The sequence below is a fragment of the Bombella pluederhausensis genome, assembly GCF_026385525.1.
In the GTDB taxonomy this organism is placed as follows: Bacteria; Pseudomonadota; Alphaproteobacteria; order Acetobacterales; family Acetobacteraceae; genus Bombella; species Bombella pluederhausensis.
On the sequence record NZ_JANIDY010000001.1, the window covers coordinates 771,915 to 797,645 of the forward strand.

The window sequence follows — 25,731 nt, forward strand, 5'->3', positions numbered from 1 at the left end:
AGAGTAGCCTCTTTCTGATATTATTTCCCCTATGAACAACAGTTTCAGAATGCCCCAGAAGGGCGGTGTGACTGATGAGATGGCCCGTGCCGCCGCTGAACACACCGCCCGCCAGAAAGACCCCGAACAGGAAAAGAATCCTTTCCGTGAGGGAGACTCCATCGTTTATGCCGCTCATGGCGTAGGTCGTGTCGACCGGATTGGTGAGGAAGAGATCGCCGATACAAAAATCGAGATGATCCAGATCTCCTTCCCCGGCAATCAGATGACCTTGCGCATTCCCTTGGCCAAGGCACGCAAGTCCGGTCTGCGTAAGATCGCCACGCGTGAGATTGTGGACAAGGCCATGGCCGTCATCAAAGGTAAACCTCATGTCAGCCGTGGCATGTGGGCACGCCGGGCCGTTGCTTATCAGGAAAAGATCAATTCAGGTGATCTCGTCCAGATTGCGGAGGTTCTCCGTGATCTTCGCCGCAATGTTGATAGTCTTGACGGCAGCTTTTCTGAACGTAAACTTTTTGAGGCAGCTCAGGAGCGTTTTGTCGCTGAGTTGGCCGTATTGGAAAATAAGGATCCGGCTAAGGTTCTGGAAGATCTGACCCAGACCATGAAAAACGCCTGATTCTAGCCTTCCCCTCCCCTATTTCTTCGTCATTCTGGGAGGGGGATTCTTTCTTCAGAATCCTAACGGGAAAAGGTTCTAAATCATGTCCATAGCGTCATCAAAGCGTTTTGAGGGACAGAAGGTTCTGATCACTGGAGCATCCCAGGGGATCGGTGAAGCCACTGCACAATATTTTGCCCAGCATGGTGCACGAGTTGCCATCAATGGACGTAAAGAAGACAAGCTGAAAGCTGTCTGGGAAACTCTCCCTAAAGTTTCCAGTGGTGATCATGTCATCGTTGCGGGTGATGTCTCTCAGGAAGATGCCATCGACAGTATTTTTCAGAAAAGCATCGAAGCCATGGGCGGCCTTGATATTCTGATTTGCAATGCGGGCTATCAGATTCCTTCACCATCTGAAGATATCAAACTGGCTGATTTTGAAGGCGTCATGGCCGTTAACGTAACAGGTGTTATGCTCTGCTGCCGCGCTGCTCTGCGTTACTGGCTGAAGCATGACGTTAAAGGACGGGTCGTTGTTAATTCCTCCGTCCATCAGCTGATTCCAAAACCGCATTATCTGGGTTATTCAGCATCCAAGGGGGCCGTGGACAATATTGTTCGTACATTGGCTCTTGAATATGCATCCCGTGGGATCCGGTTCAATACTGTGGCTCCCGGAGCCATTGTTACGCCGATCAATGATTCATGGGTAAAAGACCCCAAACAATATGAAGCTGTTGCAAGCCATATCCCCATGAAGCGCCCCGGCAATAGTAATGAAATTGCTGAAGCAATGGGCTTTCTGGCATCTGAAGAAAGCAGCTATATTACGGGTCAGACGCTCTATGTTGATGGCGGCCTGACGCTTTATGGAGATTTTGAACATAACTGGTCCTCTTGATCTCTAGGCCGCTCCGCTCCCTCCTCTTTTGTGAGGAGGGAGCTATATAAACAGCTTTAGTCCTGAAACATTTGTGTATAGCGATGTTGCCGCCTGTACTTCCCCCTCCTCGTTTCTTTGCTTTGTATGTTTGAAATAAAAAAAATATGATTATGCCAACTGAACAAGCTTAAAAACAGGCTCATCACCTTAAAGAAAGAATGACGAGCCTGCTAAGAACCAAACAGAAATTATCTATTTTCCTGTGACGCTGGTGAGATAGAACTCTGCTTCTCAAAAGCACCTGCTATTCTCAGCTCTACCTCATCACTGACATAGGGTATGAACATCTTAATACCAAAATCGCTACGCTTGATCACCATAGTAGCATCAAATCCGACCGTGTACTTCTTATCCAGCATATTGACCCCTGCCCCAACGAAATGAACACGCAATGTCTCAGGATGGGTTATTCCATGCAGTGTCAGATTGCCTGATACGAGGGCGTCATCCCTCCCTGTCTGCTTCACACTGACAGATACAAACTCGGCCTTGGGAAACTGTTCGGCTGCCAGCCATTCACGTCCCTTCAGCTCTGTCATCAATTTGCTGTTTGTTGTCAGAACCGATGCTACCGGAACAGACACCGACAGGCTGGAGGCCTCTGGCTGACTGGGGTCCAGCTGAAGAATACCTGAAACTCCAGAAAACAATCCCTCAAACACGGTAAAACCAAAATGCAGCACTGAGAAACTAATCTGCGTATGCTGCGGCTCAACCCTGTAAAACCCCGGCTGAATCTGGGAAGAATCCGTCACAACCTGCGCAGAGGCAACCATCGGGAACGAGCAGGACAGAGCTATAGCCGCAAAAACAGTCCGTAACCGAAAACGCATGACAAGTCCTTCCCTTTGATGACCGATAGCATGGAGGTATCTCCCCTCTCCTGTCTATAGGGACGGTCTCTAATAATCTATCCCATAAGACAGCCCGATGCTGGACCCCGGATCATTCTCTGGTGTCGTAAATCCTGTAACCTGCCCTCCCGTCCCTACAGTTGTGTTGAGCTGTAACCGTTTTGTCAGATCAACCTTCACTTGGGCCTGAGCCCCCTTGCCAGAGAGACCTTCCTTGGCACCTACGTACACACCTTTCATGACATATTTTCCCGCCTCAACGCTGGCAGCGCCATTACCAACACTATTTCCGCCACCAATGGCGAGGTGATCCAAACCAAGGGAGCTACGCACCTTACCCATTGGGTCAAAAGCAGAACTACCACCAATCTGCACAACAGCCAACCCAAGAGACGCAAGCTGTGTTGACGACAGAGAGCTCCTATCTGCACCAAACAGAAGAATGGACAGCACTTCATCACGGGGACGGCTGGGATTAGAAACAAAATCAATCTTCGGATTGCTTGCATATCCACGCACCAACAGGCTTGCTAACGTCCCATTGGCATTCCGATCTGCCCGGAAATCCACCGTTGGATCAAGCTTATGTGCCGCACTCGCTCCGTTAAAACCGACCTGCCCATAAGTGAAGTTCAGATTAATTCCTGCCAGGTTGAAATTACCACGTTTCAGATTGATCCCCCCCGTGATCACCGGTACGGAACTGACACCACCAATATGCAGCTTGCCCTGCATCTCTGCGAACAGACCATGCCCCCGAACAAACAGCTTCTCCGGTGAGATGAAATCAATATTCAACCCAATAACTAGCTTAGGAGCCGGACGTGTCACAGTCTTCGCCTGATCTGGCGTAATCACCTCCAACTGTGGCACAGAAGCAGGCATCGAATCTGGCAGGGTAATAGATGCCTCTGGCACAGTAATATTCCCATCAACATCAAGACGTGTTGTGGCCTGACCATAGATATGCAGACGACTGTTAATCTCCTCTGTCAGCATATCACTCTGCACAGGTTGTGCCTTATCCATGGCAAAACGCAGATCTACAGGCAGCCCCGGATGCAAAACACCAATCTGCCCCGTCAGGCCCAATGTTCCCTGTCCTGCCCGAGCCGTAAAATGCTCTACATTCAGCGCATCACCCCGTGCTGTTAGAACGGCATCCATGGCATGCAAATGCACACCCTCGGCAAAATGGTCAAAAGACCCACCATGCAGCTGCACCGTACCAGAAAGCTGAGGTTGTTGCAGACTGCCCTTCACACCGAGATCAAGACTCAACTGTCCGCCAACTCCCATCCCGCCAGTACCAAGAAAAGCATTGGCAGCAGACAGCTCAACCCGTCCCTTGGCCGTCACACCCAAAGCACCATCGGGCTTGAGAGGAATCTGTCCCGCTATCAGAAGCGCTATAGGGTCTCCTGCCCTCAATTCCGTCTGCAAATGAGCCTGCTTCCCGTCCATATCAGCCTGCACATGCAGCCGTCCCGCTGGGAGCGAATCAGTTGCCTCACTGATGAAACGAATTCCCTTACCATCAAGAGTCACGCGCCCTTCCGGGGCTGTTAGACTGCCCTTCAACTTGGCCGCCGCCGCAAACTCACCCTCAACAGGTAGAGATGCCACAAACGGTTTTGCCAGTGCCGCCGTGATACGCTCGAGCCGTGCCTCCAGAGCTAGCTCAGGTTTTAAACTTCCATCCAGAAACACACGTCCCGCAATCCCATGAGGAGGGCGCAGTTCCGCCGAAAGATGCTCAACCGAGAGTGTCTGCCCATAATGAAGCACTGCCGGTGAAAGCAGCTTGATTTCATCACCTTTCAGCCCGGCGGAGAGCTTATTCAGATGCACTTCCTGCCCCGGAATATTGACCAATGCTGCAAGGCTGAACTGAGCTGAAGACTGCATGACATGATCAAGAGCCCCATGTCCCTGTATCGCAAGGGCCGATTGCGGCCCTTTCGCAAGCACCTGTAGGTCTCCTGTCATCTCATTGACACGCAGACCGGACAGTTTCAGCCCCATGTCAATAACAGGGTCCTCATATAAATGCTGGACATCCCCCTTCAGATTCAACGCATTGACGGCATAACTTCCCATACGGAACTGACCATCAACCAGCAGATGCAGACGATCATGTAAGCCACCAGAATCATTCTTCCCGGCACCGGGTAACGTATGAAGCCCCAACTGAACATGGCCAGTCATCGGTCTCCCCAACAGGCGACTGAATCCATCCAGACGAGAAACACGCAGCTCTACATCCCCCTGTGGGATGAGACGGCCAGCAGGCAAAGTTAGTGCGGCCCTCCCCTGAAGGTCTTTCCATGTCAACGTGTCGAGCTTGGCCGTCACCTCACCATCAACCTTGCGGGCAAACTCCATGCTCAACTTCAATGGAGAGCTGTCGAGCGCCCCACTCACCTGCACCGTTCCTTGAGGTTGAGACGGAAGATGAATCAGATCCGCCTGCATATCCAACGGCGCTTCTGGTAAAACCGTACCGGAATGCACGACACCGAGCCGCCCCGTCAGATGCACCTTCATGGCAAGGTCAGTCAGCGGCCCTTCCACGGCCGTATCCAGAAAAAGGTGTCCTCTCAAAGCAGGATTCAGAGCCATCATATCAGAAAGAGACAGTTTCAACGAAGAAGACAGAACCTGCTTCTGATCCAACAGGGCATTCCCCTCCAGATGAAACGCTTTTCCTCCCAAAGTGGCCTGTTCCAGATGGATGCTACCATCGTCCTGACGCTTCACCCTGACATGCAAGGTCCCCTGATCGGCAATTAAGGCTACAGCTGGAGCAGGCCCTTCCTTCAACCCAAACTGACCATCAAGAGCCGCTGTCATATCACCCGGATGGCCCAGCGGCAGGGACACATCCCCACTCACATGCACTAGACCAGACAAGTTTTGCCCCAGCAAAACCGTAAGGTCCGGCAATCTGTCCATATCCAGTTGCATATGTCCTGTCAGATTGGATGTCAGTGTGCCCGTCATGCCGAGATGCACAGCATCATGCTCAACATCTATCTGGTACGGTCTATCCTCGTGGTAAGGTTGTATGGTGGCTTCCAGCGTCAGCGGCGCAGCGGCGAGAATTGTAGATGCCTTACCGGGCAAGCTAATCCCATCCAATCGAGCCGATAGAGACAGTCTGCTATCATCTCCTAAAGGCCGTCCCACCAGCACCCGCCTCAGAGCAGCTGCATCCCGTGCCAAAAGGGCCTGTATCCCCCCATTCTGAGCACCAAGCTGGAAATGTATGCGCTCCACCCCAGCACCGGATGCCGTCAGGTCTGTACCATCAAGCTGTACTGTCCCATGCGGGTCCAGCATCGCACCCTGTACAGCAGCCTTCATATCCAGCGTTTCCCACCCCATGCCGGGGCGGATCACCATAGCAGGCGCATGAAAAGCCAATGTCAAATCATCAGTAAGATGCAGAAGATCAAGACTCCCCTGCATATCGGCCGTCAAAGGCGTCTCTTGCTGGGTAGCCGCTTTCACGGCCAACTGTGTCTTCAGAGCACCGTAAGGACCATGCAGAGAAAGATCGACCGCCAGAGGGTCCAGAACATTCAGCCCACCCGGCGATGATGCAAAGCCCTGCGCATCCTCGTCATAATGAAGCTGACCGTCCGCTTCATGACGTCCCGTCCGCAGGTCAAGCTGCAAATGTGCCGGATGATCCAGTCGCTGCGCTGTCAAGGACAGGCTGGCCTCCGTCATATGCGTGAAGGCAGGAACCCCAGAGAGAGCGCTCAGACTCTCAAGCGCCGCCTTACCCTCAATCTGCAAGGCAGCATCCTGCCCGAACACATCCTTCCCAACCATCAGACGGGACAAGGCCAGCCGGTCGAGCTTTACCCCCCAATTTGGCAGAGATGTCGAGGAGGTTTTCGGCGCATTCGGATCGGATGGGAATGACGGATTACGTATATAATCCAATTCTTCCGCAGACAGATTGCGTATATGAACCTGCTTATGCAGCAAGGCGAGCAAACCAAGCCGAAGATCAGCATGACGCCCTTCCAGCCAGACGCCCTGCGGATCTTTTAGAACGACATGAGACAACGCCAGATGCCACGGGACAATCCCCTCCACCCCTTCGGCCTGTATCATCCCGCCTGTCCAGTCCGGCAGTTTCCGCTCCAGCAGCCTTTTAGTCTGTGGAAGATTGATTCCCACCAGAGCCAACACAATGAGGAACGCCATACCCCCCAGACAGTAAAGGCCGTATCGGAAAAGTCTGCGCATCCACATCAGAAAGTCTCTCCAAGACCGAGATAAAGCTCCCACTTGTCACCACGGCGGGCCCTGTTGAGAGGCACGGCCACATCCACCCGCACCGGCCCGATAGGCGTGAAATAACGCACACCCCCACCACAGCCCACACGCAGCTTCCCGTGTCCGGGCATAGAATTAGAGCTGACCTGCCCCGCATCTGTAAAAGCGGCCAGACCAAAATTCTTGGGCAGACGCTGACGAAACTCGATCGTTCCGGCATCCATAGACGTCCCCCCGATGGCATATTTTGTCGTCCCATATTGCGGGCCAACACCCTGATACCGAAACCCGCGCACGGAACCCGGCCCACCCGCATAGAGCCTCTGATCCGGTGGAAGATTCCATGTCGAAGCTCCCTGAATCGACCCCACCATGACACGCAGGGCAAAAACACTATCTCCCGGTTTCGTCAGCCCCAGATGGGTCAGGTCGAAATAGGTGGAAGCCTGAGCGTTCATGGGAATGAAAAAGGAGGTCTGATGTTCCATCGAAATGGAGGGCGTAATCCCAATCGAGACCTTGAACCCATGCGTTGCCGGGTCAATAGGGCTGGCCCGGTGCGTCCCATCATAATCCAGCTTGACTGGAATGGACGCAATAAAATACTCGGCGCTACGACCGAACTGACGAATATGTTCCTGCTCCAGCGTCACACCGGCACTGCCAGACAGGTCCTTCCCTAAAGGGCGTGATACACTTCCCTGAAGGAGAAAGGCCGTCTGATGATAGGAATATAAAAGCTGACGGATAGCCTCGACACGCAGATTCAAAGACTGGCTCCGCTGTAGGAAGTCAGGCTTTATAAAATCAACATAGGCATCATAACCCAACCCCTGCTGAGCAGTGCCGCCCAGCCCGGTTGCCAGTGTAGTAACACGTAGCTGCTCTCCCCGCCCGAACAGGTTTCTATGAAGCCACGATACACCAGCCCGGCCCCCAAGGTCGGTAGAGTAACCGACATCGGCCGTTACCCGATGACGTTTTCCTTCATTGAAATCAAAATTCAGCGGCAAAACTCCCTCTACACCAGCGGGTGGTGTGACGGTTTTCGCCTTTTTTCCATTCTTCCCTGTACCGACCCCATCCATGGAGGAGAGAGGCAATACCTTGTCGCCATTACGCTGTTGCACACTGGAGAACAGGCCCGTACTGCCCAGATCAAGCCGCGCCTTCTCGATCGCAGAAGGCTGATATAACTGCCCTTCCCGCAGAAGCATTCTACGCCTGACATAATCGGGTTTGACACGTTGCAGCCCATTCAATGTCATGGGGCCAATAATCAATTTCGGCCCCCGTTTCATCTTCATCTGTACGTCAATCTGCTTCCGCTCAGGATGCAATATGGCCTGTGGGATCTGCACATCCGCCAGCCCATAACCTTCTTCCTGCAAATGACTCAACAGCCTGCCCTGTATCGCCAGCACATCCGCCGCTATGGCTGGAGCCCCTTCCTGCAGCCCCATGCTCTGGCGTTCCGTATCCGACAGAAAAACCGTTTTCTGGACGATTGGCTTATCTTTCTGTCCTCCATCCGGCCCGGCAGGTGGTGCCTCGTCTTCAGACACGACATGGATAGCCCCAACTGTAAACTGCTTGCCCAGCGTTGCTCCAAGATGGATATGAGCTGTCTCTCCAGCATGAACAGACACCAGAAACAGAGCGAGATCGGGCGACCGCCCATCGACAGTTTTCCCCTCAGCCTCCACCTTGATCGTGACCTGCCCGGCATAATAGCCCTGTGACTGCAAAGCGCCCTGCAAACGGTCATAATCCGCCCTTATACGCCCAGCCAGAGCATAAGGCCCAACACTGCGTGTTGCCTGAAGGCTCACCAATTGAGACGCCGCAGCCATGTTATCGTTGACCACCTTATCGTCAGTCGGATCAACGTCTGTAACGTAAGGGAGAGGATGCCTTACAAGAGCATGGACGACCGGCAGATCATCATCTGCGCCCCATACCGGCATAGCCCCACACCCGAGCACCCCTGCGAACAGAAGCAACCTTGCCAGATATCCTGATGATTTCCCCATTATGCCTTCAAATAATGCTTGTCACGGCCCACACCGACTGCTGCCACCTGAATTCCATACAGCCAGACCAGCTTATTAGTAACCTTTATGACAGACCCGTTCCCAGCAAAAAAGTTTATCTTCTGTCATCTATTACTCTTTCCTGTCTTCCTGTGCAGAAGATGCTCCTATCCTGCTGATAAAGATTGTCTCTCCCTCATAAAATGCTTATCTAGACGGCTATGTCCGTTGCAGAGCCTCATTCAACCAGAAAACGAAACACCAGCAGACCTGTCTTCGACCCCGATCGCTTTTTTGCGGAAGATCGGGCATCTCGAGACACGTTCATGGATCGCATGCGTGCCCGCCTGAAAACGGGTGGCCTACTCTGCTGGGCTGCAGCCGGTATAGTCGGGCAAGGATCATGCCTGCTCATGCCGGGCAAGATGTATCGCCGTTTTCCGCTCTTTTTCTGGAACGTGGCCTGCCGCATCCTGAACCTTCAGGTCCATACAATCGGAGAGCGAGCTGGCTCCTTAAAGCCTCGGCCAGACGGACGCCGGGTCATCTATGTGGCCAACCATAGCTCATGGCTGGATGTTCTGGTGCTCGGCAAGGTTCTCCCAGCCTTTTTCATTGCCAAGCAGGAAGTCCGGCATTGGCCGCTAATCGGCTATCTGACCTATCTTGGTCGAACCATCTTCATCAACCGCAACCGGCAGGAAGCTGGTCAGGACGTGCAAGAGGTCATCGAGCAGCTGCGGAAAGGCTATGATATTGCGTTCTTTCCTGAAGGAACGACCTCCAAAGGGTCCGGACTGCTTCCCTTCATGTCTTCGCTCTTTGCCATTGCCAAGCCCGTTCAACGGCGGGATGATCCTGCCGCCAAAGATCATCCAGCCTGCATCATCCAGCCTGTGTCAGTCGCTTATGACCGGCTGGAGGGCCTGCCTGTCGGGCGGCATCGCCGCTCCTTTGTCTTCTCATGGTTCGGTGACATGGACTTTGGCCCCCATCTGATGGGGCTGGGCAGATGGCGCTCCATGCGGGCCACGGTCATGTTCCACCCGCCCATCAAGCCGGAAGATTATCCGTCCCGCAAAGCTCTTTCCAACGCTGCTCGTGCCACCATCGAAAAAGGCAACGAGGACCTGCGTCAGAACCGCCTGCGGGATGATGCCACATCACCTGACCACACTCGCCCCTGAGATAGGGCTTTCACACGCCCGCCGATATACGGATAACCTGTTATAATCACTATGCCAGAACAGATTTCCTCCTCTCCTACACGCGGTCTTCACATCATCACGTGGGGCTGTCAGATGAACGTCTATGACAGCGCGCGTATGGCCGATGTTCTGCGGCCCCTCGGCTACAGCCCTGTGGACCTGCCAGACAATGCGGACATGATCATCCTCAATACCTGTCACATCCGCGAACGGGCAGCCGAGAAGGTCTTCTCTGAGCTGGGACGTCTGCGTCAGATCCGTGAGGCCCGTAAGCAGGAAGGGAAAGATACCCTCATCGCCGTAGCGGGCTGCGTAGCACAGGCAGAAGGCAAGGAACTACTGGCACGTGCGCCTTATGTGGACCTTGTTCTGGGCCCGCAGACCTATCACCGCCTGCCCGAAATGGTCGCCCGTATTGCCCGGGCCGGTGGCAGCGTGATTGACACGGACTTCCCCGTTGAATCCAAATTCGACCTCCTCCCGGAGGAAGCTGCTCCCCAGAATGAAGGCAATCTGACGGCTTTCCTCACCATTCAGGAAGGCTGCGACAAATTCTGCTCTTTCTGCGTGGTACCCTATACACGAGGTGCTGAGACAAGCCGCCCCGTAGATTCCATCCTCGCTGAGGCAGAGCGTCTCGTTGCCAGCGGGGTCAAGGAAATCACCCTACTGGGGCAGAATGTGAATGCCTATCATGGGGACTGGAAAGGCGGTACGGCCAGCCTGCCAGAGCTTGCCGCCCTACTGTACGAAAAAATCCCGGCCCTGAAAAGGCTGCGCTACATCACGTCCCATCCACGGGATATGGAGCAGTCCCTGATTGACGCCCACAGGGATAACCCCATTTTCATGCCTTACCTTCACCTGCCGGTCCAGAGCGGATCAGACAAGGTGCTGAAAGCCATGAACCGGGGCCATACGGCTGATGAATATCGGGAAATCATCCGCCGCCTGCGGGAAGCCCGCCCGGATATCGCCCTGACATCCGACTTCATCGTGGGTCATCCAGGTGAGACTGATGAAGATTTCGAAGCTACCATGCAACTGGTTCGGGATGTCCGCTTTGCCAGCGCCTACAGCTTCAAATACTCCCAGCGCCCCGGCACCCCTGCGGCAGGACAGCCCTTTCAGGTGGCTGAGGATGTGAAGGAAAAGCGACTGGCAGCCCTTCAGGCGCTCCTGCGGGAACAGCAGGATGCATTCAATGCTTCTCTTGTCGGGACGGTTCAGGATATCCTTGTGACAGGAATCGGCCGCAAGCCGGGTCAGCTAAATGGGCGGTCCCCTTATCTCCAGCCTGTCCATTTTGATGGAGACCCGTCCCTGATCGGCCAGATCGTCAAAGTTCATATTACGGCCCCCTTCACCAATTCCCTTGGTGGTCACCTCCATGAACAGGAAGGCACAGCCATTTGAGTCGTTCTTCCCGAACTCCCTTTTCTTCCGGTCAGGAAGGGCACCGCACGACAACCCTGCGCTTTGAGGACAATCACCGCCTCCAGAAAGTCCTCGGAGATCATGACCGTCATCTCATCCGGCTGGAACAGGGGACGGGAACACGTCTGGTTTGCCGGGGGAACCGTGTCGCCATTTCTGGCGAAACGGAAGCCGTAAACCGCGCACAGGCCGTTCTTCAGGCGCTTTATCAACAGGCTGGCAAAGGCTTGCCTGTTGATGGCGATCAGGTTGATGGCGTCATACGGCTGACAGCTCTGCCATCCCATCGCCGCACTCCACGCCCTCCCTCCGCAGAAGAAACGGCTCCCCCCATGGATGCTTCCTCACTGGACAATCTTCCGCATATCCAGACAAAACGTGGTGCCATCGCTCCCCGCTCTCCCGGTCAGAGCGCCTATATGAAAGCACTGGCCCATAAAGAGCTCGTCTTTGGCATCGGTCCAGCCGGTACAGGTAAGACCTATCTGGCCGTGGCTCAGGCTGTCGCCATGTTTCAGGCAGGACAGGTGGACAGGATCATCCTCTCCCGCCCCGCCGTAGAAGCTGGAGAGCGTCTTGGCTTTCTACCGGGAGACATGCGGGAAAAGATCGATCCCTATCTCCGCCCTCTCTATGATGCCCTGCATGACATGATGCCCGGCGATCAGGTCTCCCGCCGTATGGCCAGCGGAGAGATTGAGGTCGCTCCACTCGCCTTTATGCGTGGCCGGACACTGGGGCACGCCTACGTCATCCTTGATGAAGCACAGAACACCACTCCAGCCCAGATGAAGATGTTCCTCACACGCATGGGGTCCGGCACACGCATGGCCATCACGGGCGACCTCAGTCAGATTGACCTGCCCCGTGGGGTCACATCCGGCCTGAAAGATGCCGTAGCGACACTGGAAGGCGTGAAAGGTATTTCCATCTGCCCCCTCACGGCAGCTGATGTGGTCCGCCACCCCCTTGTCGCCCGTATTGTCGAAGCTTACGATCAGCAGGCTGCCGACATGGCACCTGATCCTCACTATTCCTACCGGACGCATCATGAAACGCCCTACCGCTCCTCACGCTGAGGTTCTGATCTCTGATCCACGCTGGCGGGCTGCATTGGGCAACGTAGAGCAGCTCGTTCAAAGGGCCTGTATCATGGCCCAACGTTATGGCCATATCTTTCTGGAAGACGCACCAGCGCCTTCCTTCGTCTTTGCTGACGATCAGCATATCAAACGGCTCAATGCCCAGTTCCGGGGCAAAAACAAGCCCACCAACGTCCTGACATTCGAGCCACCAGCTCCCATGCTGGGCGGGGATATCATCCTCGCTTACCAGACCATGCGGCGAGAAGCCGAGCAGGCCCGCAAGAGCCTCCGTGCACATACGGCTCATCTAGTCGTACATGGGCTCCTGCATCTCGCTGGCCACGACCATCACCATCCCGGTGAAGCCCGACAGATGGAAGGGCTGGAAACATTCATCCTGCGCCGGATGGGCTTCGGTGACCCGTGGAAACCACGCCACGCCTGACGTACCGCCCTTCACATACCCCTTACTGTCCCTCAACAGGAATTCAGTCTTTCCAATGAAACTTTTCCACCGCAAGGCACACACAAAGACCATAAGGCAGCATATTACTGACCTCGTCCGAGAAGCCGCCAGCCTAGGAAAGACAAATCCTGATTCTCAGGAACTGGACAGGCAGGAACGGGCGCTCATCATGAATGTACTACGCCTGCGTACCATCACCGCCGATGACGTCATGATCCCCCGTGCCGATATCATCGCCATGCCCGATGACCTGTCATTTGATGAGGCGCTGGGACTGATGCGGGAAGAAAACCATTCCCGGATGCCCGTCTATCATAAGGAACTTGATGACATCATCGGCATGATCCACGTCAAGGATCTGGTCGCCCATATCGGTACGGATGAACCTTTCAATCTGCGTTCACTCCTGCGCCAACCGCTTCTGGTCGCCCCCAGCATCCCCGTGCTGGACCTTCAGCTACAGATGCGGCAGCGGCGTACCCACATGGCACTCGTCATTGATGAATATGGCAGCATTGACGGCCTCGTCACGATTGAGGACCTCATCGAGACCATTGTTGGCGACATCTCAGACGAACATGACGAGCCCGTCACCACCCCATGGTTCAACCGCCCAGACGGCACGATCGATCTTGACGCTCGCCTGCCCGTCAGAGAGCTGGAAGAACGGCTCGGCCCCGTTCTGACACGGGAAGAACGGGAAGCCGAGATTGAAACAGTCGGCGGCCTCGTCTTTCACCTCGCCGAGCATGTTCCTGCCCGTGATGAAGTGCTCGTCCATCCCAGCGGGCTGGAATTCCGGGTCATTGACTCCGATGCTCGCCACATACTGACCCTACGCATGAGGGTACCGCCTCATCTTAGGCGCCAGCCTGCATCTGCAGAAGAACAGGCGGCTTCATCCAGTCCAACCCCTTGACGGTGAAGCCCCTCTTGCCGTTCATGGCTGAATGGTCCTGTTAACCAATCCTGCACCACTTAACGCTCCATGACCCAGCATAAAGGAACTGTCATGACCGCCCGTCATTTTCTGTCACGTCGCCATTTTCTGACTAATGGGTCCGCACTCATGGCCACAGGCCTGGCTGTCACTGGCCTTGCGACACAGCGTGCCCACGCTCAGGCTCCAGCCCCCAAAGACCCTCGCCTCTCGCCCCGCATTATCGGTAATGCACAGGCTCCCGTGCTCGTACAGGAATGGTTTTCTCTCACCTGCACGCACTGTGCCCATTTTGCGACAGAAATCTTCCCCAAGGTGAAGGAACAGTTCATCGATACCGGGAAAATCCGCTACCAGTTCCACGACTTCCCGCTGGATCAGGTTGCTCTGATTGCCGCCATGATTGCCCGCTCCCTGCCGGAAGATCGCTATCTGCCGTTCATCGAATCTCTTTTCTCTCGTCAGATGCAGTGGGCTTTCTCCAGCGGTGACCCTGTTGCCCATCTCAAACAGGAAGCCGCTCTAGCTGGCATTGCCCCGGATGAATTCGACAAGATCAGCAAAGACATGCCGTTCGGGCAGGAGCTGTACCAGCTGACACAGCAGGATGGGCAGACCTACGAGATCAAAGGCACGCCATACTTCCGCTTCAACAACACACCTTTTGCTCAGGACCCTGAGACACTGGAAAAATTCGCCGAGCTCGTCAGCAAGGCCTGATCTGTCTTTCTTTTTCTTTCATCGCTACAGTCCGCACGGGGTTCAATGACACAGCATAAAGCGACCACGACCCGCCTTGATATTGTCGGTTTCAAAAGCTTTGCTGATGAAGTCCATCTGGACATTCTACCCGGACTGACCGGGATCGTTGGCCCCAACGGCTGTGGCAAATCCAACATTGTGGAAGCCCTACGCTGGACGATGGGCGAGTCATCCGCCCGTGCCCTTCGTGGCGGGGAAAGTGATGACCTCATTTTTGCGGGTACAGGCAGCCGCCCGGCCCGCAATCTGGCCCGTGTCACCCTCCATCTCGGTGCTGCCACAGGGCTGGCCCCAGCCCCCTTCCAGCAGGCCGAGGAGCTGGAAGTCTCCCGTCAGGCTGAACGGGGTTCCGGCAGCACATACCGCATCAATAACCGTGTCATGCGGGCACGGGATGTGCAGACCATCTTTGCCGATCTCTCCTCTGGGGCACGCAGCTCATCCATTATCAGCCAGAACCGTGTCAGCCAGCTGATTGCTGCCAAACCGGAAGAACGCCGCCTATTACTGGAAGAAGCCGCAGGAATCACCGGCCTTTATGTCCGCCGCCGTGATGCCGAACTGAAACTCCGACAGGCTGAAAGCAATCTGGAACGGGCCGAAGAACACCGTCAGACGCTAGACCAGCAGCTCAACACACTTTCTACACAATCCGAACAGGCCCAGCGCTATCGGGCTACCTCCGAAGAAATACGCCAACACGAGCGTTCCCTACTCATTCTCCAGCATGCCAGAGCTGAACAGCTCGTCCAGAGCCGTCAGACAGCACTGGAAAAAGCCAGAGAGGCCCTACAGAAAAACGAAAAGGCCCTTCAGGCAGCGCAGGAGCATGTCACCACGCAGCTTCAGAAGCGCCAGCAGCAGGATGAAAAGCTGGCAGCCCTGCGCCCTCAACTGGAACAGCTCCGTATCCACATTGAAGTCGCACAGGCCTCTCTCCAGCACCAAAAACAGGCCTCTGAAGACAATGCCCGTCAGCGCACTCAGCTGGAAGATGACTTAACCCGACAGAAAGACGAGCTGGCTCGCCTGACAGAGCAGCAGAACCATACAAAACAAGCTCTGGAACAGCTCACAGACCAGCAAAAGACCCTCTCCAGCCGTTCCCCTTCTCTCACCCAAGCCATTGAAGCCCTGAAGACACAGGAAGCTGAACAGCAGGCTGAACATACCGCTCTTTCTGCTCGCTATCAGGACGGTATAGTGCAGTATGAGAGGCTACAGAGCCGCCAGCAGGCTCTCTCCCGACAAATTGCTGATGATCGGAAGACACTTGAACGTCTGGAAGCTGAATTAAAAGCCATTGAACAGGATTGCCTACAGAACACACCGGCAGACAGCACCCGCCAACAGGTCACGAACAGTCTGGAGCACGCTGCTATCTGTGAACGTCAGGCCAAGGAAGCGGATGCTCTGTTTCAGGAACAGCGTCTCCTGAGTGAGCGGGCTCAACGTGATGTGCAGGAGGCCCATAATCAGCTCCAGCAGCTCCAGCACCGTGAAAAGGAGCTGGCGCAGACCATCACCCGGCAGCAGACCCGCTTAAAAAACGATCAAGAGCAGGCCAAACAGCTCAATCAGAGCCGACTGGATGAGAGCACGAAACAACAGCTTCATTCAGCCTGCCAAACAGCACAGGAACAAGCCAAACAAGCGGCTGAGGCCGAGGCGGCTCTGGTTCAGCAACGGGAAAAAGCGGAACATCTCTGGCTGAAAGAACAGGCCGAACAAGAAAAGCGGCAGCAGCGCCGCCTGTTCCTGCGAGAAGAACTCACACGCCTGCAGGAACAGCTGAAAGAACAGCAGGCCCGTCATGCCAAAGCACAGGCCATTCTGGACGATACCCGTAGCAAAGCCATTACGGACAAAGACCTACGCTCTGCCCAGACCACTCTCACCACACTGACAGAACAGATCAAAAAACAAAGCGACAACATCGCTCAGGCCGAAGAACAACATGCCGCTCTGCTCCAGCAGGAACAGGAAGCACAGACAAAGCTGCAACAGATCGAAACAGACCTGTTACGCTGCAAAGGAGAACATGAAGGGCTCCAGAACAGCCTGCAAAGCAGTCTGCTTGCCATCCCTCATCCGGTCATGGAACAGCTCACTATTCCTGATGAACTGACTAATGCCGTTGCCAGTGCCCTGACGGACGGGCTGGAAGCCTCACTCCCCCGTACAGGAGAAAAGCTCACCAATACGCCACGGCAATGGTGTGCTCTGCCCCCTCTCACCAAGCAGAAAAAGGCTGATCCCGCTTTATCAGCTCTCACCAGTCTGGCAGAGCTCATCGACACACCCGCCCCACTGAAACGGGCCTTTCAAGCCATCTTCCTTCTGGGACAGACCGAAGACGGCCCTTCACTCCAGACACATCTTCAACCCGGCCAGTCGCTCGTTTCAAAGGATGGTGCCCTCTGGCGCTGGGATGGGTTCATCCGTCAGCCCAACACACCTACGGCTGAAATGGTCCGTCTCCAACAGGCACAGCGACTGAAGAAAACGGAAGCAACTCTCCAAAAACTCGGTCAGCAGCGTGACAACCAGAACCGACATGTCGGCACAGTTCAGCAGGAACGTGAAGCGCTGGAAGCCTCACTAAACAAGCAGCGCCAGAAACGTGACGAAGACCGGGACAAACAGGCACAGCTCCATCACCAGCTGGAAGGGCTGAAACAGCGTCACGCCCTGCAACAAGAGCAGCTAACCCTGCTCCAGAATGAAGCTACAACGCATGCCGAACAGCAGGCTCGCACCACGGCGCAATATGATGCAGCACAAAAGGAGCTCGCCACTCTACCCGAGACAGACAGTAGCGTATCCAAAGCCGCCACAGCCCTGAAAGCCCTGCGGGAACAGGAACAGACAGCCCGCCAGACACTTGATGCTGCCCGTGCCACACTCCGCAATGCCGAAGCCGAACAGCAGCAGGCAGTTTTCAGAGATCGTTCCCTCGCCACACGGCTGGACGAGCTGGCCCAAAGCATCACTCAGCTTGAACACGACCTGAAAGAACTGACCAACCAGAAACAGACAGTTCTGAACCAGCAGGCACAAATTGATCTCCCCGCCTTACAGACAAATATGAAGGAAGCCCTGTCCGCCCTCCAGCACGCCCAGAGAACGGCTACGGACGCTTCTCAAAAAGCTGGAATGGCCCGTAAAGAGGCCCTCCAACAGGAACAGGCCCTACAGGAACAAACCCGCCTTCTCGCCGGCCTGCAGGCCCGCCGTGAAAGCCTGTCCCAGCAGATACAGACACTCAATACCGCCCTGAAAAACCGTCTGGAGGACAACAAAAACTGCCAGAAGGAGCAATCCGCCCTCCCTGACATGGACGCTCTGAAAGAACAGTGCGACCAGACAGCCCAAAAACTGGCCGGCACAAAAGAAACACTTCAGCAACAGTACGCAGAGCTTCAGACCCTGATGCAGGAACTCTCCCTGCTGAAAGAACGGCATGAGCATCTACAGGCTGACCGTCAAAAACAGACCGAACGACACGAACAGTTACAGGCCCTTATTACAGACCTGACGGCGCGTCATGCCGCCCTATTAAAAGCCTCGCCTGCCTCGACTGATGAGAACGGCTTCACCCGCCATGAGGAGCAACTTCAGCGGGATATGGACGCCCTCAAAAAGCTGGAAGCGAATGAACAGGCCCTTGCCGCCCAGCTTTCCCAGACCAGCGCCACCCTGCAAGAGCAGCAAACCCTGCTAGACCATCATAAGGACAGTGGCAGCAGGTACCGCGAGGACGCCATTCGTCTGAAAGAACGTGCCGAACAGGCCGAGGAAGCTCTTGCCCTACTACGTCATGATGCCCCCCTGCCTGAAGATGCAGGAACCCCGGATACCGTATCTGCCGAGGCTGAGCAGGCTCTACGCCAGTCCCTGAAACGAGCTTTGAAACGCCGTGAAGATATGGGGCCGGTCAATCTCTGCGCCGAGGAGGAGTTCCAGACCGCACGACAGGAAGCTGAACGAATCGCCAAGGAGCATCAGGATCTCTCCACCGCCATTGCCCGGCTACGAGGTGGGGTCGGGGCCATCAACCGGGAAGGACGGCAACGCCTCATGGCCGTCTTCACTGATATCAACGACCATTTCCAAAAACTGTTCACTCGCATGTTCAGCGGCGGCAAGGCCCATCTACAGATGGTTGGCAGTGATGACCCGTTGGAAGCCGGTCTGGAAATCTTTGCTCAGCCACCGGGTAAGAAGCTCTCCACCCTCTCCCTGCTTTCTGGTGGGGAGCAGGCTCTCACAGCGCTGTCACTCATTTTTGCGGCTTTCCAATGTACACCGGCCCCCATTTGCGTACTGGATGAAGTGGATGCCCCGCTTGATGATGCCAATGTGGAGCGCTTCTGCACATTGATACGGGACATTACCAGAGAAACAGGCACCCGCTTCCTCGTCATCACCCATCATCAGCTCACAATGGCCCATATGGACCGCCTCTACGGGGTCACAATGCAGGAACGGGGCGTGAGCCGCCTGCTTTCCGTTGATCTTGATGAAAGCATCCGTATGGTAACCGGTTGACCTTATGCCATTATCATCAGACAATTAATGCCCCTTAAGGCAGCCGGAGGTAAGTTTACAAAACCGTGAGCGATCGACCTATCTTTTCAGAACCACAGCTTGACGAATCGGTCCTGTCCCGCATTCGTGAGCATGGTCTTCGCATTGTGGGAGACGTGCACGGTGATCTCAATGCTTTCCGCCATGCCATAGCCACTCAGCGATTCATCGTCCAGCTCGGCGATCTGGTCGATCACGGGCCAGATAGCGCTGGCGTGCTCGAGACCATGCTGGACCTGCTGGAGACCCGCAGAGGCATGTTCGTGCTTGGAAACCACGATCGCAAACTGGGTCGTGCTCTGAAAGGGAGGCGCCTCCGCCGGGACCTCCCATTAGAAACGACCCTCCGGCAAATACAGGCTTCTACAGCCGAAGACCTTCCTCGCCGCACCTATGAGGCCATTGCCAAAGCACCAGCGTGGCAGAGACTAGGCAACCTGCTGTTTGTCCATGGCGGCTTTCATACGGCTATGCTGGCCGGGCCACCACCTCCGACAGGCCTTGCAGACATGTCTGCTCCCCTGTCACGCGCCCTTTTTGGTGAAACCACCAGCCGTCTCCAGCCGGATGGCTATCCAGAAAGACGACTGAGCTGGATCAATCGCATTCCCGAAGGCATTACCGTCTATGTCGGGCATGACAGACGTTCTCTCGATGGTCGCCCCCTACACCGCACTGGCCGGTCAGGAGGTAAGGCTATCTTCATGGACCTTGGCGCCGGCAAGGGCGGCCATCTTGCATGGATTGACATCAATGACTTCTAAACAGAACAGCACGCATCCCGATCCGACAGGTCAGCTCACGACACTCAGGGAACGGATCGACAATATTGATGCAGCCCTGATCTACATGCTGGCTGAGCGTTTCCGCTGCACCAACGATGTAGGAAAGCTAAAAGCCGCTTTCCAGCTGCCCGCCTGTGATCCAACCCGTGAAAAAGAGCAACTGACACGCTTGCATGCTCTGGCAAAGGATTCAGGGCTGGATGTTACCTTCACCGAAAAGTTTTTTGCGTTTCTGGTTGGCCACGTCATCGCCAATCATGAGGCGATTGCCGCAGAACATAGCCCAGAATCTGATAGTTAAATCCGTCAGGTGAGTGTTTTAATCTATTCTACCTATTAAACATATAAATTAACCTTATTTATTTATTTTTCTATCTCCTGAAAGTGGGATCATAGTTATCGCATGGTTTCTGCTAGACTGGAGATAGCACTGTGTTGTCGTCATCTTCTTCCAGACCGAAACTAGGAGCAGCAGGCTTAGTCACTTACGCCCTTGCCCTGCTGATCCTGTTATTCGGCCTTTATTTCGTCATCTTTGGCACGTGGCTCATCTTTCTGGGTGGGTCTTGGTACTATACTTTGTGCGGTATTCTGCTTTGTGCCTCTGGTGTCTATCTCTTTCGTCAGGATACTTTAGGGGCGTGGCTCTACCTCCTCGCCTGGGCCCTGACAATTCCATGGACAATCTATGAAGTCGGCTTCGACTTCTGGGGATGGCTGCCCCGCCTCTTTGGCCCTTCGCTGCTCGCCATCGCCGTTGCTGCTTGCCTGCCTCACCTTCTTCGCATCCAGAAGGAAAACTCCAATGCGTAATCAGGCCTATCTCCTTGGTGTTCTGCTGGCTGGAACCATTCTGGGAGCCACATTGCCGGGCCATACAGCGTGGGCACAGATTCCTCCTTCACAAGAAACACCCGGCCCGGACAATGATGCTGCCACTGCGGAGCAAACAGCTTCCAGCATCTATCACGATCCAGCGCCCGATACGCCACAGGCTCCCGGCGTGAATGCCGCCAACCTGCCGGATATCGATGAGCTCCCCATCGACCAGCTCCCGCAGGCTGTCCCGCAGGAAAGCGCTAACCCCAAGCCGGAGGACTGGCCAGCTTATGGGCGTGATGACCAGGCAACACGTTATTCACCCCTGACACAGATCACGCCGGAAAATGTCGGGCAACTGAAGCGGGCATTTATCTATCATACAGGCAGCCTCCCGCCGAAAGGCAAACCCAACAAATGGGCCGCCGAAACAACTCCCATCAAGGTTGGTGATTCGCTTTATCTCTGCTCCGCCACCAACGACATGATGCGCGTTGATGCTGCTACAGGTGAAGAAAAATGGCACTTCCATGCCCATGAGAGCTATGACGCCATTCCCTATACAGCAGCGTGTAAGGCTGTCACCTATTATACGTCCTCAACAGCGGCAGAAGGCCAGCCATGCCATAACCGCATCATTGAATCAACACTTGATAACCGGCTGATCGCCGTTGATGCTGAAGATGGCAAGCTCTGCGAGGCCTTCGGCCATGGGGGGCAGGTCAATCTCATGCAGGGTATGGGATGGTCCGTTCCCGGCTTCGTAGCCATGACAACGGCACCGCCTATCATTAATGGCGTGATTGTCGTCAATCATGAAGTGCTGGATGGCCAGCGCCGCTGGGCCCCTTCAGGGGTTATCCGGGGCTATGATGCTGAGAGCGGTAAGTTCCTCTGGGCATGGGATGTCAACAACCCGGACAACCACCACCAGCCCGACAAGGACCATTATTATAGCCGTGGTACGCCGAACTCATGGGCGGCCATGACAGGCGATAATGCCCTCGGGTTAGTTTATGTCCCCACCGGCAACTCTGCTGCTGACTATTACAGCGCCATGAGAAGCGAGGCCGAGAATAAAGTATCCTCTGCTGTTGTGGCACTTGATGTCCGTACGGGTGAACCGCGCTGGGTCTTCCAGACGGTTCACAAGGACGTCTGGGACTATGATATCGGCTCACAGGCAACCCTGTTCGATTACCATGCTGATGATGGCAGTATTATCCCCGCCCTCATCATGCCTACAAAACGGGGACAGACCTTCATTCTGGACCGCAGAACAGGCAAGCCTCTGCCAGACTTCCCTGTCGTGGAAAAACCAGCGCCTAGCCCCGGCTTTGTTGAAGGTGACCCACGAGCACCGACACAGCCATGGTCTCCGGGCGTTCCTCGCCTTGGCATCCCCAAAATGACGGAAGCCAATACATGGGGTATCTCACCATTGGATCAGCTGGCCTGTCGCATCAAGTTCCGCCGGGCCCATTATGTTGGTGAATTCACGCCCCCCACCATCAAACAGCCGTGGCTCGAATATCCCGGCTATAATGGCGGCAGCGACTGGGGGAGCATTTCCTATAACCCCCAGACGGGCATTATGTTGGCTAACTGGAGCATTCTGCCCATGTATGACCAGCTTGTGAGCCGTAAAAAAGCTGACAAAATGGGGCTGATCCCCATTGATTCGCCGCAGTACAATCCCGGCGCCGGTGGTGCGGAAGGAAATGGCGCACAGGCCCAGACACCCTATGGTATCGTTGTCACACCCTACTGGAACAGCTTTACGCAGATCATGTGCAATGAGCCTCCTTACGGCATGATTGCGGCCATTGATCTGAAAGCACACAAGGTTCTGTGGCAGAAGCCTCTAGGTACGGCTCGTGCCAATGGTCCATGGGGATTACCGACCGGCCTGCCCCTGACAATCGGAACACCTAACAATGGTGGTTCTGTCATGACGGCTGGTGGATTGGCCTTCATCGGGGCTTCAACGGATAACCAGATCCACGCCATCGACCTGAAGACTGGTAAAACACTCTGGAGCGATGTGCTGCCTGGTGGCGGGCAAGCTAATGCCATGACCTATGCCGTCAATGGGCGCCAGTATGTTGCCATCATGGCAGGGGGGCATCACTTCATGCGCAGTCCTGTTTCAGATGCGCTCGTTGTTTACGCCCTTCCAGAGAAAAAATGATAAGTTCTTTACATATATCTGCCCTAAAAAGGGCAGATATATGTATTAACAAGTATATCCTATAAAATATATAAATTAACTTCATCTAACTATTTTTCTATTCCTTCCTCCTTGTCTCATAGTCGTGGAACGACCTCTATTCGACTGGAGACAATATTGTGCAGTCACGTTCTACTCCAACATGGAGTCCCGTTTCCCTGGCCCTTTGGGCTCTTGCGTTACTAATTTTATTATTCGGCCTTTATTTCGTCATTTTTGGCACATGGCTCATCATTCTAGGTGGGTCTTTGTACTACACTTTGTGCGGTATTCTGCTCTGCGCCTCTGGTGTCTATCTTTTCCGCCGGGACGTTCTGGGGGCATGGCTTTACCTCCTCGCCTGGGTCCTGACAATTCCATGGACAATCTATGAAGTCGGCTTCGACTTCTGGGGATGGCTGCCCCGCCTCTTTGGCCCTTCGCTGCTCGCCATCGCCGTTGCCGCCTGCCTACCCCACCTTCTCCGCCTTCAGAAGGAAAACTTCAATGCGTAATCAGGCCTATCTCTTTGGTGTTCTGCTGACCGGAACCATTCTGGGAACCGCATCGCCGGGCCATACAGCGTGGGCACAAAGCAACGCATCCTCAGAAACAATAGCCTCCAGCATCTATCAAGATCCAGCGCCCGATACGCCACAGGCTCCCGGCGTGAATGCCGCCAACCTGCCGGATATTGATGAGCTCCCCATCGACCAGCTCCCGCAGGCTGTCCCGCAGGAAAGCGCTAATCCCAAGCCGGAGGACTGGCCAGCTTATGGGCGTGATGACCAGGCAACACGTTATTCACCCCTGACGCAGATTACGCCGGAAAATGTCGGACAGTTAAAGCGAGCGTTCGTCTATCATACAGGTGTTCTCCCTCCAAAAGGCAAGCTCAACCGGCTAGCTGCCGAGATGACCCCCATCAAGGTTGGTGATTCGCTTTATCTCTGCTCCGCCACCAACGATATGATGCGCATTGATGCTGCTACAGGTGAAGAAAAATGGCACTTCCATGCTCATGAGAGCTATGACGCCATTCCTTTCACATCCGCATGTCGGTCCGTCACCTACTATACGTCCTCCACGGCGGCAGAAGGCCAGCCATGCCATAACCGTATCATTGAGGGGACATTGGATAACCGGCTGATCGCCGTTGATGCTGAAGATGGCAAGCTCTGCGAGGCCTTCGGCCATGGGGGGCAGGTCAATCTCATGCAGGGTATGGGATGGTCCGTTCCCCGCTTTGTTGGTGTGACAAGCCCTGCTCCCATCATCAATGGCGTGATTGTCGTCAATCATGAGGTGCTGGATGGCCAGCGCCGCTGGGCTCCCTCAGGGGTCATCCGAGGCTATGATGCTGAAAGTGGTAAGTTCCTCTGGGCATGGGATGTCAACAACCCGGACAATCACCATCAACCCGACAAGGATCATTATTACAGCCGTGGCACGCCAAATTCATGGACTGCCATGACAGGCGATAACGCTCTTGGGCTAGTCTATGTCCCCACCGGCAACTCTGCGGCTGACTATTACAGCGCCATGAGAAGCGAGGCTGAAAATAAGGTATCCTCTGCTGTCGTGGCACTTGATGTCCGTACGGGTGAACCGCGCTGGGTTTTCCAGACAGTTCACAAGGATGTCTGGGACTATGATATCGGCTCACAGGCCACCCTGTTCGACTATCATGCTGATGATGGCAGCGTCATCCCCGCCCTCATCATGCCCACAAAGCGGGGACAGACCTTTATTCTGGACCGCAGAACAGGCAAGCCGCTGCCAGACTTCCCTGTCGTGGAAAAACCGGCGCCTCATCCCGGGGTTGTGCCAGATGACCCACGGGAGCCAACTCAGCCATGGTCGGTTGGCGTGCCACGCCTCGGTTTCCCCGATCTGACAGAAGCCGATATGTGGGGCCTCTCACCGCTGGATCAGCTGGCCTGCCGCATCAAGTTCCGCCGTGCTCATTATGTTGGTGAATTCACACCGCCCACCATCAAGCAGCCATGGATTGAAGACCCAGGCTATAATGGTGGAACCGACTGGGGTAGTATTTCCTATAACCCTCAGACAGGCATCATGCTGGCCAACTGGAATAACGTCCCCATGTATGACCAGCTCGTAAGCCGTGAAAAAGCAGACCAGCTGAAGCTGATACCAGTCGATGTACCCGAATATACACCTCGTCATGGTATAACGGCCGGTAATGCCGCACAGGCTCAGACACCATATGGCGCCCTTGTCGGGCCTTTCTGGAACGAATTCACGAGGGTCATGTGCAACGCCCCCCCTTACGGCATGATTACGGCCATTGATCTGAAAGCACACAAGGTTCTGTGGCAAAAACCATTCGGCTCAGCCCGTGCTAACGGCCCATGGGGATTACCAACCGGCCTACCCCTGACAATCGGAACACCTAACAATGGCGGCTCTGTCATGACGGCTGGTGGATTGGCCTTCATCGGGGCTTCAACGGATAACCAGATCCACGCCATTGACCTGAAGACCGGGAAAACACTCTGGACAGACGTACTACCCGGCGGTGGACAGGCCAATACCATGACCTATGCCGTCAATGGACGCCAGTATGTCGCCATCATGGCAGGCGGACACCATCTGATGGGCACCCCCGTCTCTGATGCGCTGGTCGTTTATGCCCTGCCAGAGCAGAAGAAATGAACCATCCCCTTCCAGCTGCCT

The 25,731-nt window shown here is 54.9% G+C and carries 18 protein-coding genes; 15 read left to right on the forward strand and 3 right to left on the reverse strand.

What is annotated here, in order from left to right; all coding sequences use genetic code 11:
- Window positions 1-31 precede the first annotated feature (31 nt).
- Together NQF86_RS03480 and NQF86_RS03485 are read left to right on the forward strand one after the other, a co-directional pair.
- On the forward strand, window positions 32-622 hold the full coding sequence (locus NQF86_RS03480; protein WP_266116202.1) for a CarD family transcriptional regulator: 591 nt from the start codon (window positions 32-34) through the stop codon (window positions 620-622).
- 85 nt (window positions 623-707) lie between these two features.
- Window positions 708-1,508, forward strand: a complete 801-nt coding sequence (locus NQF86_RS03485) for an SDR family NAD(P)-dependent oxidoreductase (RefSeq protein ID WP_266116203.1) — start codon at window positions 708-710, stop codon at window positions 1,506-1,508.
- Window positions 1,509-1,738: 230 nt separating this feature from the next.
- Here NQF86_RS03485 and NQF86_RS03490 read toward each other — a convergent pair whose 3' ends face one another.
- The 3 genes from NQF86_RS03490 to NQF86_RS03500 form a co-directional block, all read right to left on the reverse strand.
- A complete protein-coding gene (locus NQF86_RS03490; protein WP_266116204.1) occupies window positions 1,739-2,383 on the reverse strand; it encodes a YceI family protein in 645 nt (214 codons plus the stop codon).
- 69 nt (window positions 2,384-2,452) lie between these two features.
- The gene (locus tag NQF86_RS03495; protein WP_266116205.1) at window positions 2,453-6,667 is read right to left on the reverse strand and encodes a translocation/assembly module TamB domain-containing protein; all 4,215 of its coding nucleotides are present in this window, start codon (window positions 6,665-6,667) and stop codon (window positions 2,453-2,455) included.
- A gap of 5 nt (window positions 6,668-6,672) precedes the next feature.
- A complete protein-coding gene (locus NQF86_RS03500) occupies window positions 6,673-8,664 on the reverse strand; it encodes an autotransporter assembly complex protein TamA (RefSeq protein WP_266116206.1) in 1,992 nt (663 codons plus the stop codon).
- A 392-nt stretch (window positions 8,665-9,056) separates the two neighbouring features.
- On the opposite strand from NQF86_RS03500, the gene NQF86_RS03505 reads away from it, so the two are divergent.
- The 13 genes from NQF86_RS03505 (at window position 9,057) to NQF86_RS03565 (ending at window position 25,710) form a co-directional block, all read left to right on the forward strand.
- Window positions 9,057-9,917 (forward strand): lysophospholipid acyltransferase family protein, encoded by an 861-nt coding sequence (locus tag NQF86_RS03505; RefSeq protein WP_266116207.1) that lies wholly within the window; start codon window positions 9,057-9,059, stop codon window positions 9,915-9,917.
- A gap of 51 nt (window positions 9,918-9,968) precedes the next feature.
- Window positions 9,969-11,354, forward strand: a complete 1,386-nt coding sequence (gene miaB, locus NQF86_RS03510; RefSeq protein ID WP_266116208.1) for a tRNA (N6-isopentenyl adenosine(37)-C2)-methylthiotransferase MiaB — start codon at window positions 9,969-9,971, stop codon at window positions 11,352-11,354.
- On the forward strand, window positions 11,351-12,454 hold the full coding sequence (locus NQF86_RS03515) for a PhoH family protein (protein ID WP_266116209.1): 1,104 nt from the start codon (window positions 11,351-11,353) through the stop codon (window positions 12,452-12,454). The genes miaB and NQF86_RS03515 overlap by 4 nt, the downstream gene beginning before the upstream one ends.
- Window positions 12,426-12,905 carry an rRNA maturation RNase YbeY gene (ybeY, locus tag NQF86_RS03520; RefSeq protein WP_266116210.1) on the forward strand — a complete coding sequence of 160 codons (480 nt, stop codon included), beginning with the start codon at window positions 12,426-12,428 and terminating at the stop codon, window positions 12,903-12,905. Before NQF86_RS03515 ends, ybeY begins: the two co-directional genes overlap by 29 nt.
- Before the next feature lie 55 nt (window positions 12,906-12,960).
- Complete coding sequence (locus NQF86_RS03525; protein ID WP_266116211.1) at window positions 12,961-13,845, forward strand: hemolysin family protein; 885 nt, start codon at window positions 12,961-12,963, stop codon at window positions 13,843-13,845.
- Between the two features lie 93 nt (window positions 13,846-13,938).
- Complete coding sequence (locus tag NQF86_RS03530; RefSeq protein WP_266116212.1) at window positions 13,939-14,586, forward strand: DsbA family protein; 648 nt, start codon at window positions 13,939-13,941, stop codon at window positions 14,584-14,586.
- 45 nt (window positions 14,587-14,631) lie between these two features.
- Window positions 14,632-19,179, forward strand: coding sequence for an AAA family ATPase (locus NQF86_RS03535; RefSeq protein WP_266116213.1), 4,548 nt, complete (start codon window positions 14,632-14,634; stop codon window positions 19,177-19,179).
- A 113-nt stretch (window positions 19,180-19,292) separates the two neighbouring features.
- Entirely contained in the window at window positions 19,293-19,982 is a 690-nt protein-coding gene (locus NQF86_RS03540; RefSeq protein WP_266116459.1) for a metallophosphoesterase, read from the forward strand.
- Window positions 19,972-20,304 (forward strand): chorismate mutase, encoded by a 333-nt coding sequence (locus NQF86_RS03545; protein WP_266116214.1) that lies wholly within the window; start codon window positions 19,972-19,974, stop codon window positions 20,302-20,304. Before NQF86_RS03540 ends, NQF86_RS03545 begins: the two co-directional genes overlap by 11 nt.
- A 131-nt stretch (window positions 20,305-20,435) precedes the next feature.
- On the forward strand, window positions 20,436-20,816 hold the full coding sequence (locus NQF86_RS03550; RefSeq protein ID WP_266116215.1) for a glycerol dehydrogenase: 381 nt from the start codon (window positions 20,436-20,438) through the stop codon (window positions 20,814-20,816).
- A complete protein-coding gene (locus tag NQF86_RS03555; protein ID WP_266116216.1) occupies window positions 20,809-23,013 on the forward strand; it encodes a pyrroloquinoline quinone-dependent dehydrogenase in 2,205 nt (734 codons plus the stop codon). The genes NQF86_RS03550 and NQF86_RS03555 overlap by 8 nt, the downstream gene beginning before the upstream one ends.
- Before the next feature lie 158 nt (window positions 23,014-23,171).
- Window positions 23,172-23,546, forward strand: a complete 375-nt coding sequence (locus NQF86_RS03560) for a glycerol dehydrogenase (RefSeq protein WP_266116218.1) — start codon at window positions 23,172-23,174, stop codon at window positions 23,544-23,546.
- Window positions 23,539-25,710, forward strand: coding sequence for a pyrroloquinoline quinone-dependent dehydrogenase (locus NQF86_RS03565; RefSeq protein WP_266116219.1), 2,172 nt, complete (start codon window positions 23,539-23,541; stop codon window positions 25,708-25,710). The genes NQF86_RS03560 and NQF86_RS03565 overlap by 8 nt, the downstream gene beginning before the upstream one ends.
- The last annotated feature ends 21 nt before the right edge of the window (window positions 25,711-25,731 follow it).